Origin of the sequence: Terrabacter sp. NPDC080008 (assembly GCF_040702505.1) — a bacterium.
Classification (GTDB): domain Bacteria; phylum Actinomycetota; class Actinomycetes; order Actinomycetales; family Dermatophilaceae; genus Terrabacter.
Window position 1 is genome coordinate 176,534 of sequence record NZ_JBFBLC010000003.1, and the last position, 12,081, is coordinate 188,614.

A 12,081-nucleotide genomic window follows, 5' to 3' on the forward strand; every position below is an offset into this window, starting at 1 on the left:
GGGGTCTCGCTAGGCTGATCGGGTGACCGAACCGACGCCCGCCATCCGAGAGGCTCGCGGATCGCACCGCGTAGCAGGGCTGCTCACTCTGATCGAGGCGCTCGTCGTGCTCGGCTTCGCCGTCTTCTACGCCTACGAGATGGTGACCGGCGCCACAGACGACCTGGCGCGTGCGGCCACCTCGGGGGTCCTCATCCTGGTCTTCGGCGTGGCCCTGCTGGTGCTGGCTCGCGGCTGGAGCCGGGCCGCGGAGTGGGCTCGCACGCCGACGGTGCTCTGGAACGCGCTGCTGCTGCCCGTCGCTTGGTCACTGCACGAGTCGGACCGCACGCCCGTCGCGCTGGCGGTCGGCGTGGTGTCGGTGGCCAGCATCGCGGCTGCGGTTGCCACCCCGGGCCGACGCCGTGGCGGCGACGACGAGGCCGACGGTGCGGGAGCCCGGTCGGACGGGGGCCGTCGCCGCGACGGCCTCAGCTGAGCGAGAGCCAGTCGTTCCAGCCGTTGTGCAGCACGAGCCAGGCGATGAGGCCGTAGCCGGCCTGCCCGGGATGGGCCCGGTCGGGGCTGGCGGCGAGGTCGGCCATCCACTGGTCGTGCGTCACGAGGGGACGGAAGCAGTCGACGTAGGTGATGCCGCGGCGTGAGCACACGTCGGCCTGGGCCTCGGCGAGGGCCTCGATCCGTCGGTTGAGATCGTCGTCGAGCGTGGGCGTCAGGCCCACGACGAACACCCCGATGCCGGCGTTGGTCGCCTCGTCGAGGATGTTGGCGAGGTTGAGCCGCGAGCGGGCCATCGTCATGCCCGTGACGACGTCGTTGGTGCCCACGCTGAGCACGAGGCGGCGCTCGGCGCGCCCCTTCCAGCGGGGGTGGCACTCGGCGCCCCAGCGCGCCACGACGTCGCCGGAGGTGTCGCCCCGCACCCCGAGGTTGTAGGCCGTCAGGTCGAGGTCGGGGTGCTGCGTGCGGGCGACGACCCGGCCGACCCAGCCCAGTCCCTTGGGGTCGCCGTAGCCGGCGGCCATCGACGAGCCCATGAAGACCATCCCGACGTCCCGGACGCCGTCGGCCACCGTCTGCTCGGCGCTCGGCGTGTAGTACGGCTCGTCGGCGGGCGCCGCGGGCGCCGCCGAGGTGCCGGTGTGGGAGGCGTCGGACGCGGACGGTGCGGCGGGCTCGGGGGCCGGCGCCGCGGCATACCGGCCCGGGGCGTCGCTGGTGAACTGCGTGTGGGACGAGGGGTAGGCCGGGCCCACGCCGTAGGACTCTCGAGGGGTGTCGGCGGGGATCCCGCCGGTGTCGGTGCGGTCGGTCACGTGCTCAGTCCTCGTCGTCGTCCAGCCGGGCCAGCCACGTCGCGAGTCGCTCGACGGGCACCTCGAACTCGGGGTTGAGGTCGACGAAGGTGCGCAGCTGCTCGGCGAGCCACTCGAAGGTGACCTCCTCCTCGCCGCGCCGGGCCGCCAGCTCCTCGATGCCCCTGTCGGTGAAGTACACGATGGGAGGTTATCGCGTGCCGGTCCCGGCCCGTCGGAGGCCAGCCGGGAGCGCCTGCCCCGAGGCCGTGAGAGAGCCGCCGTATGCCGTCCCGCCCGGAACGCACGGAGGGACCCCGCCGCTGGGGCGGGGTCCCTCCTGCGTCTCGGCGCGGTGCCGACGGGCTCAGCGGCCGAAGGCGCGCTCCATCAGCTCGGCCTGCTCGACCGCGTGCTTCTTGGACGAGCCGGTCGCCGGGGAGGCCGAGGCCTTGCGGGCCACGACGCGCCACGGGCGGGTCTCGCCGAGGTCGCAGAGGTCCTCGTGCAGCCACTGGGCCATGAGCGGCCAGGCGCCCTGGTTGCGCGGCTCGTCCTGCACCCAGACCAGCTCGGCGCCGGGGTAGCGCGAGGCCGCCTCGACGATCTCCTTCTCGGGGATCGGGTAGAGCTGCTCGACGCGGATGATCGCCGTCGAGGTGTCGCCGCGCTTGGCCCGCTCGGCGTCGAGCTCGTGCACGACCTTGCCGCTCGCGAAGAGGACGCGGGTCACGTCCTGCGTGGCGCCCTCATGGTCCGCGAGCACCGGCTGGAAGCCGCCCTGGGTGAAGGCCTCGACCGAGCTGGCCGCCGCCTTGCTGCGCAGCATCGACTTCGGGGTGAAGACGACGAGCGGCGTGCGCGGGCGGGCGTAGGCCTGGCGACGCAGCAGGTGGAAGTAGCTCGCCGCGGTCGAGGGGTAGGCGACCGTCATGTTGTTCTCGGCGCACAGCTGCAGGTAGCGCTCGATGCGCGCCGAGCTGTGGTCGGGACCCTGGCCCTCGTAGCCGTGGGGGAGGAGCAGCACGACCGAGCTGCGCTGGCCCCACTTCTGCTCGGAGCTGGAGATGAACTCGTCGACGATCGTCTGGGCGCCGTTGGCGAAGTCGCCGAACTGGGCCTCCCAGAGGACGAGGGCGTCCGGGCGCTCGACGGAGTAGCCGTACTCGAAGCCCATCGCGGCGTACTCGGACAGCAGGGAGTCGTAGACCCAGAAGCGGGCCTGGCCCTCACCGAGGTAGAGCAGCGGCGTCCACTCCTCCGCGGTGTTCTTGTCGATGAGCACCGCGTGGCGCTGGACGAACGTGCCGCGACGGCTGTCCTGCCCGGCGAGGCGCACCGGGGTGCCCTCCTTGAGCAGGGTGCCGAAGGCGAGCAGCTCGGCCATCGGCCAGTCGATGCCGCCGTCGTGGACCATCGCGGCGCGCCTGTCCATCAGCTGCTTGAGCTTCGGGTGGATCGTGAAGCCCTCGGGCGGGTTGGCGAACGTCTCGCCGATGTGCACGATCTCGCTGGCCGGGACGCCCGTCTCGGTGGCCGAGCGCACCGGCGTGACGTCGTCCTGGACCTGGGCAGTCGGACGCTCGAGGCCGGCGTTGTCGGGGGCGTCCGACTCGCGGTCACCGGCCGGCGCCGGGGCCGCGGCCTGGGCCTTCTTGGCCTCACGCGTCTCGACGAAGACCCGCTCGAGCTGCTGCTGGTAGTCGCGCAGCGCGGCCTCGGCGTCCTCGACGCTGATGTCGCCGCGGCCGATGAGCGACTCGGTGTAGAGCTTGCGCACCGAGCGCTTGGCCTCGATGAGGTTGTACATCAGCGGCTGCGTCATCGACGGGTCGTCGCCCTCGTTGTGACCGCGGCGGCGGTAGCACACCATGTCGATGACGACGTCCTTGTTGAACTCCTGCCGGAACTCGTAGGCCAGCTCGGCCACCCGGACGCACGCCTCGGGGTCGTCGCCGTTGACGTGGAAGATCGGCGCCTGGATCATCCGCGCCACGTCGGTGGAGTAGACCGAGGAGCGCGAGCTGCTCGGCGAGGTGGTGAAGCCCACCTGGTTGTTGATGACGACGTGGATCGTGCCGCCCGTGCGGTAGCCGCGCAGCTGCGAGAGGTTGAGCGTCTCCGCCACGACGCCCTGGCCGGCGAAGGCCGCGTCGCCGTGCATGAGCACCGGCAGGACGGGGAAGGACTCGCCCGCGAGGTTGAGCCGGTCCTGCTTGGCCCGGACGATGCCCTCGAGCACCGGGTTGACCGCCTCGAGGTGCGAGGGGTTGGCCGCGAGGTAGACCTTCGTCTTGCTGCCGTCCTCGGTCACGAACTCGCCCTCGGTGCCGAGGTGGTACTTCACGTCGCCGGAGCCCTGGACCGACTTCGGGTCCTGGGTGCCCTCGAACTCGCGGAAGATCTGGCCGTAGGACTTGCCGGCGATGTTGGCCAGCACGTTGAGCCGGCCGCGGTGCGGCATGCCGATGCAGACCTCGTCGAGCTGGTCGCCGGCGGCGCGGCACAGGATGCGGTCGAGCAGCGCGATGACCGACTCGCCGCCTTCGAGGGAGAAGCGCTTCTGGCCGACGAACTTCGTCTGCAGGAACGTCTCGAAGGCCTCGGCGGCGTTGAGGCGGCGCATGATGCGCATCTGCTCGTCGCGGTTGGCCTTCTCGTAGGGCCGCTCGACCTTGTCCTGGATCCACTTGCGCTGCTCGGGGTCCTGGATGTGCATGTACTCGATGCCGACGGTGCGGCAGTACGAGTCCCGCAGGATCCCGAGGATCTTGCGCAGCTTCAGGAACGGGTAGCCGCCGAAGCCGCCGGTGGCGAAGGTGCGGTCGAGGTCCCACAGCGTCAGGCCGTGGGTGGTGACGTCGAGGTCGTGGTGGCGACGCTGCTTGTACTCGAGCGGGTCGGTGTCGGCCATGAGGTGGCCGCGCACGCGGTACGCGTGGATGAGCTCCTGCACGCGGGCGACCTTGTTGATGTCGTCGTCGTGCGAGGAGTCGATGTCCTGGATCCAGCGGACCGGCTCGTAGGGGATGCGCAGCGACTCGAAGATCTCGTCGTAGAAGTGGTTCTGGCCGAGGAGCAGCTGGTGGATGATCCGCAGGAAGTCGCCGCTCTGGGCGCCCTGGATGATGCGGTGGTCGTACGTCGAGGTCAGCGTGAGGATCTTGCTCACGGCGTTCTTGTTCAGCGTCTCGTTGCTCGCGCCCTGCCACTCGGCGGGGTAGTCGAGGGCACCGACGCCGATGATGGCGCCCTGGCCCTTCATCAGGCGCGGCACCGAGTGCACCGTGCCGATGCCGCCCGGGTTGGTCAGCGAGATCGTCGTGCCCTGGAAGTCCTCGACCGTCAGCTTGTTGCCGCGGGCCTTGCGCACGATGTCCTCGTAGGCGGTCCAGAAGTGGACGAAGTCCATCTCCTCGGCGGCCTTGATGGAGGGGACGACGAGCGTGCGGCTGCCGTCGTCCTTCTGCAGGTCGATGGCGAGGCCGAAGTTGACGTGGGCCGGCCGCACGAGGGCCGGCTTGCCGTTCTCCTCCGTGAAGCCGTTGTTCATCTCGGGCATGATCGCCAGGGCCTTGACCATGGCGTAGCCGATGAGGTGGGTGAAGCTGACCTTGCCGCCGCGGGAGCGGGCGAGGTGGTTGTTGATGACGACGCGGTTGTCGATGAGCAGCTTGGCGGGGACGGCACGCACGCTCGTCGCCGTCGGGACGGTGAGGGAGACCTCCATGTTGCTGACGACGCGCGAGGGCGCGCCGCGCAGCGGGACGACCTGGTCCTCGCTCACCGGGCCCCGGCCCTTGACCGCGGGGATGTCACGCGGCTTAGGGGCCTCGGCGGCCGGCTCGGCCTTCGGCTCCGGCTTGGTCTCGGTCTTGCTCTCGGTCTTCGGCGCTGTCTTGGCCTCGGCGGCCTTCGCCGGGGCGGGGGCCGTGACGGCCGAGCCGTTGGCAGACCCGTTGGCGGAGCCGTTGGGAGCAGGGGTCGGGGCGGCGGGCGTCGGCTGCGGCTTGCTCGCGGTCGCCGTCGCGCTGCGGCGCGGGGCCGCGCTGGTGTCGGACTCACCCGGCCGGTAGTCCTCGAAGAATCCCCACCACGCCTTGTCGACCGACGTCCGGTCGGTCAGGAACTGCTGGTAGAGCTCGTCGACGAGCCATTCGTTCGGCCCGAATGCTGCAATCGGGTCACCGGACGTGGACTGATCGGACACGGCGAATGCGCCTCTTTCGTTGGCTTGGGTGCGTCTGCTGCCTATACAGGGGTCAAGCCTAGCCCTGAACATCGCGTTACCCACCCGGGGCTCGCAGGTCGAGAGCGGCCTGCGCCGAGGCGTTCGTCACGCCGCTCGCAGGGGTCGCCGACCACCCGGACGGGCGCCCTTGGGGGCCGGGTGATCCAGGCCGAGGCGACCCTGCCGGGGAGAGGGCGTATGCCGTCAGCTGATGTCGGAGCGCAGCGTGCGCCAGGTGCCCAGCCCGGCCATCACGGCGGCGTACGCGGTCAGCACGAGGGCCCCCGCCCACCAGCTCAGCTGGTGCAGCGGCTGGTTGTCGAAGCCGCCGCTCGACGACTCGAGCATCGCGCTCGTGGCGCGGCTCGGCAGGTAGGGGGCGACGTTCTTGCCCCAGTCGGTCAGCGTCAGCACCAGACCGAGCAGCGGCTCCACGATCCAGGCGACCGCCACCGAGATGAGCAGCGCGGCGACCTGGTTGGGGATGAGGATGCCGGCCCCGAGGCCGATGAGCGCCCAGAGGCCGAGCACGAGCAGCGACAGGGCGAGCGTTCGCCAGATGGAGGGGTCGGCGAAAGGGGAGACGCCTTTGGAGGTGAGCACGAGAGTGCCGGCCCCCACCGCACCGGCGAGGGACAGCAGGCCGTAGAGCACGCCGATGACGAGCAGCGAGACCACCTTGGCGGCCATCACGCGCCCGCGGCGGGGGATCGCGAGGAAGGTCGCCGTGATGGTCTGGTGGCGGTACTCCGAGCCGATGGTGAGCACGCCGATGGCGAGCGTCAGCAGGTAGCCGACCTGAAGGCCGCCGGTGAAGACCGCCTTGGCGAGCGCCGCGTCGGTCCGCGGCACGGCCCCGGCCTGAGGCCCCCGCGCGGCGGAGCTGGTGAAGAAGAACGCGAAGAGCAGGGCGAAGGCGGCGCCGCTGACGAGGACGGCGATGGCCATGCCCCACCACAGGCGCGTGGTGAAGAGCTTGCGCAGCTCGGCGTGGACGGCGGCCCTCATCGGACGCCTCCTTCGTGGTCGTCGCCCTGCGGCGGCGTCGGGTCGGCGAGCAGGGCCGGGTCGATGGGCGCACCGCTCGGGGGTGGCAGGTCGACCGGCGCACCGGTCGGCGGCTGACCGAGGTTGCGGTTGCGGTGCTCGTCGCGCTCGGTGAGGTTGAAGAAGAGCTCCTCGAGGTGCGTCTGCTCGGCGCGCAGCTCGTGGATGGCGACGTCGCTCGCGTGCGCCACGTCGCCGACGACGGCGAGGTCCTCGGTGGTCACGCGCAGGCCGCGTCCGCTGGGGGTGACGGCGAGGCCGCGCTGCCGCAGCGACTCCGTGAGCCGTTCCGGGTCGGAGGTGCGCACGTAGGCCGTGGGCTCGCCACGCAGCTCGGCGACGGTGCCCTGCGCGACGCGCTTGCCGTTGGCGATGATGACGACGTCGTCGACCGTCTGCTCGACCTCGGAGAGCATGTGGCTGGAGATCAGCAGGGTGCGGCCCTCGTCGGCGAGGTGGCGCAGGAAGCCGCGGAGCCAGCGGATCCCCTCGGGGTCGAGGCCGTTGGCGGGCTCGTCGAGGATGATGACGCGCGGGTCGCCCACGAGGGCGGCGGCCAGGCCGAGCCGTTGGCGCATGCCGAGCGAGTAGCCGCCGGCGCGCTTGCGCGCGGCGGCCGGGATGCCGACGAGCTCGAGCAGCTCGTCGACCCGTCGGTCCGGGACGCCCGCGACGGCGGCCTGGACGCGCAGGTGGTCGCGCCCGGTGCGTCCGGGATGGAAGTTCGTCGCCTCGAGGGCCGACCCGACCACGGTGAGGGGGTTGGGGATGTCGACGTAGCGGTGGCCGTCGATGGTGGCCGATCCCGCGGTCGGCCGGACGAGACCGAGGAGCATGCGCAGGGTCGTCGTCTTGCCGCTGCCGTTGGGGCCCAGGAAGCCGGTGATCCGGCCCGGCTCGACGTCGAGGTCGAGGTGGTCGACGGCCGTGAGCGAGCCGAAGCGCTTCGTCAGCCCGCGCACCTCGATGCGCCCGGCCACCTCCGGTCGTCCAGCCGCCACCGTGATCCCTCCGTCAAGGTCCGTCGGCCCACCCGGCGGGCCGGCGTCGTTGCGCGCCCAACTCAACCACACGGCATACCCAGCCTCCATGCAGGTGCATGTGGCACGGCGGGACGCGCCGGTGTCACCCGCGATCCCTATAGTGGGCTGACCATGACCTCGCTTCGCGACCAGGGCCCGGCCCGCTGCGGCCACCCCAGCCCGACCCGACCGGAGGTCCGCCGGTGACGGAGTGGCTCCTCGTCCTCGGGGCCGTGGTGCTCACGGCCGGCACCGCCCTCTTCGTGGCCGCCGAGTTCTCGCTCGTGGCCATCGATCGCCCGACCGTGCAGCGCGCCATCGACGAGGGCGACTCCCGAGCCCGCGTCGTGCTGCAGTCGATCAAGCAGCTGTCCACGCAGCTGTCGGCGGCGCAGGTCGGCATCACGATCACGACCCTCGTCGTCGGCTACCTGGCGCAGCCCTCCATCGGCGCACTGCTCTCGGGCCCCCTCGCGGCCCTGGGCCTCGGGGCGGGCGCGGTGGAGGCGGTCTCCAGCGCCCTGGCCCTGGCCATCGCGACGGTCTTCTCGATGGTGTTCGGCGAGCTGCTCCCGCAGTTCCTCGGCATCTCCGCCCCACTGGCGACCGCCAAGGTGGTGGCCCTGCCGGTGCGCGTGTTCGCCGTGATCGCCAAGCCCCTCATCGTCCTGCTCAACGGCTCGGCCAACCGCTTCCTGCGCTCGCTCGGCATCGAGCCGCAGGAGGAGCTGTCGGGGGCGCGCACCCCCCAGGAGCTCGCCAGCCTCGTGCAGCGCTCGGCCGAGGCCGGCACGCTCGACGTCACGACTGCGCGCATGCTGACCCGTTCGCTCGGTTTCGGCGAACGCACCGCCGACGATGTCATGACGCCGCGCGTGCGCTCGATCGGCATCCACCGCGACGAGTCGGCCGACGACGTCCTGCGCCTCTCACGCCGCACCGGGCACTCCCGGTTCCCCGTGCTCGGCGACGACTGGGACGACGTCGACGGGGTGGTGCACGTCAAGAAGGCGATGGCCGTGCCGCACGACCGCCGCAAGGACGTGCCCGTCTCGGCCCTGATGTCCGACCGTCTCGTCGTGCCCGAGACGATCCGGCTCGACCCGCTGCTGCGCCAGCTGCGTGAGGGCGGCTTCCAGATGGCCGTCGTCGTCGACGAGTACGGCGGCACCTCCGGCATCGTCACGCTCGAGGACGTCGTCGAGGAGATCGTCGGCGAGGTCTCCGACGAGCACGACCGCAGCCGCCAGGGCGGCCGCGAGCTCGTCGACGGGTCCTGGACGGTGCCCGGCCTGTGGCGGCCCGACGAGGTGCGCGACGCGTTCGACGCCGACGTGCCCGACGGCTCCACCTACGAGACGATGGGCGGCTTCGTCATGACCAGCCTCGGCCGGGTGCCGGTCGTCGGTGACGAGGTCACCGTGCCCGGCTGGCGCATCCACGTCGTCGGCATGGAGGGCCGGCGGGTCGACCGGCTGCGCTTCGTGCCCGACCCCGACTCGCTGCCCGCGGAGGGCGACGCGACCGGTGACGGACACGACGAGCCGAGCGGCACGCGTACGCCCTCGGCCGGGAAGGCGGGGGAGCGCTCGTGAGCGGCCCGTGGGTCTACCTCGTGTCCGTCCTGCTGCTCTTCGGCAACGCCTTCTTCGTCGGGGCCGAGTTCGCGGCCATGGCGGTGCGCCGCTCGACGCTCGAGCCGCTCGCCGACGGTGGCAGCAAGCGGGCGCAGTCGTGTCTGCTCGCCCTCGAACGGCTCGGGTCGATGCTGGCGACCGCCCAGCTCGGCATCACGGTGTGCTCGGTCGGCCTCGGCGCCCTCGCCGAGGCGGCGCTGCACCACCTCTTCGAGCCGATCTTCCACGCGTGGTCGCTGTCCGACGCCTGGGCGAGCGGGGTGGCGCTCGCGCTGGCGCTGCTCATCGTGTCCTACCTGCACGTCGTCGTCGGTGAGATGATCCCGAAGAACCTCGCCATCGCGGGGCCCGACCGTGCCGCCCTCCTGCTCGTGCCCCCGCTCTTCTTCATCGCGCGGGCGCTGCGGCCGCTCGTGCACGCCATGGAGGCCGTGGCCAAGTGGCTGGTCCGGCTCTTCCGCGTCGAGCCCAAGGACGAGCTGACCTCGGCGTTCACCGTGGAGGAGGTGGCGCACATCGTCGGTGAGTCCCGCCGCGAGGGCCTCATCGAGGAGGAGCGCCACGGCCTGGTGGCCAAGACGCTGGAGTTCTCCGACAAGCTCGCCCGGGACGTGGCCGTCGACGTCGCGTCGCTCAAGACCGTCACCCTCGGGGCGACCCCGGCCGACATCGAGCGGCTCGTCGCCAAGCACGGCTTCTCCCGCTATCCCGTCCTCGACGCCGCGGGCGAGATCGCCGGCTACATCCACCTCAAGGACGTGCTCTACGCCGACGACGAGCGGCACGAGCTGCCCGTCCCACCCAAGCGGGTGCGGCGCCTCGCGACGGTGCGCGCCGACGACGAGATCGAGGACGTCCTCGCCACGATGCAGCTGACCGGTGCCCACCTGGCCCGTGTCGTCGACGGGGACGCCGTCGTGAGCGGCGTCGTGTTCCTCGAGGACGTCCTCGAGGAGCTCGTGGGCGAGGTCACCGACACGACCCAGCGCTGACGTCCGTCAGCCGGGGTGGCTGTGCAGCCAGCGAAGGTATGCCGCCCCGCGCGGTGACAGCTCGTAGCCGACGTCGTGGCTGATGGTCAGGCCCAAGGCCTTCAGCTTGCGGATGTCGGCCTTCATCGGCAGCAGGTCGACGCCGCGCAGGGTCGCCAGTTCCTTGGAGACCACGTGCGGGTTGTCGCGGATCCACTCGAGGATCTCCCGCGTCCACGGACCCGTCGGCCTGGCATCGAGGCGGGCGAGGCGTGCCGCGATGCCGGCCAGCTCGTCCTCGTCGGGGATGCTGGCGCGCAGCTCGAGCCGCGGGTCCTCACCCGCCCAGCTGAGCCGGATCCGGTAGACCGTGTCGCCGCCACGGCCACCGCGGGCCGACGGCTTGGCCGTCTTGGGCGCCAGCGCGCGCCGCAGGGCGGCGAGGTCCTTGGCGCCGGCGGTTCGGGCGTCGCGCTCGGTGAGGCGATCCGGGTCGCGCACCCGGCTGACGGAGTCGAAGCGAACAAGGCCGGCCGGGGTCAGCTGCAGGCCGCCCACCTTGACGCGTGGGGCGTCCCAGCGGCGGAAGGCCTGGGTGACGGTGCCGTCGCGGATGCCCTCGGCGATTGGCTTCGAGATGAGCACGGCATCACTGTCGCAGACGCTGCCCCCCCGGCAGGGCTCCGATCGCGGGCGTGAGACGAAGGCCGTCTTCTCGGCGCTTCGCGCTCGACAAGACGGCCTTCGTTCGTTGGTGCCCCCGGCAGGACTCCGGTTCCTTCCTCGTTCCTCGGAAGCAACCTCCCCGAAGCCCTCGGGGGCACGACGACGAAGGGCCGACCTGAGCGGCGCTCCGCGCCATCAGGTCGGCCCTTCGTTTCGTCTGTGCCCCCGGCAGGATTCGAACCTGCGCTCCCGCCTCCGGAGGGCGGTGCTCTATCCCCTGAGCTACGGGGGCGACACGCACTTTCATGCGCTCGGTGAGATTAGCAGCAGTGCGCGACGAACACTCAATCACCCGCCCCTCGAGCCGCATCCGGCCCCGTCAGGCTCTCGGCGGGCCCCCTCGTAGACTCGCCCGCATGACCCCGGAGCAGCTGCGCGCCCTCCTGGCGCAGGTCGTGGCCGAGGCCGTCGCGTCCGCAGAGCTGCCGACCGCTGCGACGCAGGGGCCTCCGGAGGGTCCGCTCTTCCGCCCGACGGATCCACGGGTCGCCGGTGTCGTGGCCGACTGGGTCACACCCGTCGCCCAGCGCTGGTCGCCCGGACTCGGCCTCGAGCCCCGGGAGCTGGCCCGGGTGCTCGCCCAGGGGCTGACCCTGCAGAAGCCGGTCGCCGCGGTCGAGGTCGCGCCCAGCGGACTGATCGCCCTGACGCTCGAGGACGCGGCGCGCTCCGACATCGTGCCGCTGGTGCGCGAGCAGCAGGAGACCTACGCCCTGGCCGAGGGCGAGGTGTTCTGCCCCGTCACCGAGGTGCCCGGCGCCCGAGCCGTGGACGACCCCGTCCGCACGGCCCAGCTGGCCCACGCCCGGTTGTGCCGCATCATCCGCAACGCCGAGGCGGTCGGGGTCGAGCGCCGCTCCTCCGCCCGCCTCACCGAGCTGACGCACGTCACCGAACGGCAGCTCCTCGTGGCCCTCGCCGACCTGCCCCAACGACTCGACAAGCACACCGGCGACGCGTTGCAGCAGCAGCGCGCCGTCACCGACCTCGCGGCGCTCGCCGACGCCTGGGACCACCCCGTGCGCCCCGAGCTGGTCGGCTCGCGTCCGGAGCCGGTCCACGCGGCGCGTCTGCTGCTCGCCGACGCAGCTCGCATCGTCTTGCGCAATGGACTCACGCGCCTGGGTGCTGCGGCCCCGGAAAGGATGTAGC

General features: G+C 71.8%; 10 protein-coding genes and 1 tRNA gene. 4 read left to right on the forward strand and 7 right to left on the reverse strand.

The window, feature by feature from the left end; genetic code table 11:
* Positions 1 to 22 precede the first annotated feature (22 nt).
* On the forward strand, positions 23 to 478 hold the full coding sequence (locus tag AB0316_RS11015) for a hypothetical protein (protein ID WP_366273056.1): 456 nt from the start codon (positions 23 to 25) through the stop codon (positions 476 to 478).
* Here AB0316_RS11015 and AB0316_RS11020 read toward each other — a convergent pair.
* The 5 genes from AB0316_RS11020 to AB0316_RS11040 all read right to left on the reverse strand — a co-directional run bounded on the left by AB0316_RS11020 (position 471) and on the right by AB0316_RS11040 (position 7,574).
* Entirely contained in the window at positions 471 to 1,316 is an 846-nt protein-coding gene (locus AB0316_RS11020) for a GDSL-type esterase/lipase family protein (protein ID WP_366273057.1), read from the reverse strand. The genes AB0316_RS11015 and AB0316_RS11020 overlap by 8 nt on opposite strands.
* Before the next feature lie 4 nt (positions 1,317 to 1,320).
* Positions 1,321 to 1,497: a DUF6104 family protein gene (locus AB0316_RS11025; protein ID WP_142184561.1), complete on the reverse strand. Its 177-nt coding sequence runs from the start codon at positions 1,495 to 1,497 to the stop codon at positions 1,321 to 1,323.
* A 165-nt stretch (positions 1,498 to 1,662) separates the two neighbouring features.
* The gene (locus tag AB0316_RS11030) at positions 1,663 to 5,505 is read right to left on the reverse strand and encodes a multifunctional oxoglutarate decarboxylase/oxoglutarate dehydrogenase thiamine pyrophosphate-binding subunit/dihydrolipoyllysine-residue succinyltransferase subunit (RefSeq protein WP_366273058.1); all 3,843 of its coding nucleotides are present in this window, start codon (positions 5,503 to 5,505) and stop codon (positions 1,663 to 1,665) included.
* A 225-nt stretch (positions 5,506 to 5,730) separates the two neighbouring features.
* Complete coding sequence (locus tag AB0316_RS11035) at positions 5,731 to 6,534, reverse strand: ABC transporter permease (RefSeq protein WP_366273059.1); 804 nt, start codon at positions 6,532 to 6,534, stop codon at positions 5,731 to 5,733.
* Positions 6,531 to 7,574: an ABC transporter ATP-binding protein gene (locus tag AB0316_RS11040; RefSeq protein ID WP_366273060.1), complete on the reverse strand. Its 1,044-nt coding sequence runs from the start codon at positions 7,572 to 7,574 to the stop codon at positions 6,531 to 6,533. Before AB0316_RS11040 ends, AB0316_RS11035 begins: the two co-directional genes overlap by 4 nt.
* Before the next feature lie 224 nt (positions 7,575 to 7,798).
* On the opposite strand from AB0316_RS11040, the gene AB0316_RS11045 reads away from it, so the two are divergent.
* Together AB0316_RS11045 and AB0316_RS11050 are read left to right on the forward strand one after the other, a co-directional pair.
* A complete protein-coding gene (locus tag AB0316_RS11045) occupies positions 7,799 to 9,190 on the forward strand; it encodes a hemolysin family protein (RefSeq protein ID WP_366273061.1) in 1,392 nt (463 codons plus the stop codon).
* A complete protein-coding gene (locus AB0316_RS11050) occupies positions 9,187 to 10,224 on the forward strand; it encodes a hemolysin family protein (RefSeq protein WP_366273062.1) in 1,038 nt (345 codons plus the stop codon). The genes AB0316_RS11045 and AB0316_RS11050 overlap by 4 nt, the downstream gene beginning before the upstream one ends.
* 6 nt (positions 10,225 to 10,230) lie before the next feature.
* Here AB0316_RS11050 and AB0316_RS11055 read toward each other — a convergent pair whose 3' ends face one another.
* The gene (locus AB0316_RS11055; protein ID WP_366273063.1) at positions 10,231 to 10,848 is read right to left on the reverse strand and encodes an ASCH domain-containing protein; all 618 of its coding nucleotides are present in this window, start codon (positions 10,846 to 10,848) and stop codon (positions 10,231 to 10,233) included.
* Positions 10,849 to 11,089: 241 nt separating this feature from the next.
* Positions 11,090 to 11,161 (reverse strand) — tRNA-Arg (locus tag AB0316_RS11060).
* Positions 11,162 to 11,285: 124 nt separating this feature from the next.
* On the opposite strand from AB0316_RS11060, the gene AB0316_RS11065 reads away from it, so the two are divergent.
* A complete protein-coding gene (locus tag AB0316_RS11065; RefSeq protein ID WP_366273064.1) occupies positions 11,286 to 12,080 on the forward strand; it encodes a DALR anticodon-binding domain-containing protein in 795 nt (264 codons plus the stop codon).
* The last annotated feature ends 1 nt before the right edge of the window (position 12,081 follow it).

Bases quoted from the DNA above. Each gene is read 5' to 3' on its own strand.
- AB0316_RS11035 (WP_366273059.1), bottom strand. From the start codon at position 6,534: ATGAGGGCCGCCGTCCACGCCGAGCTGCGCAAGCTCTTCACCACGCGC.
- AB0316_RS11065 (WP_366273064.1), top strand. From the start codon at position 11,286: ATGACCCCGGAGCAGCTGCGCGCCCTCCTGGCGCAGGTCGTGGCCGAG.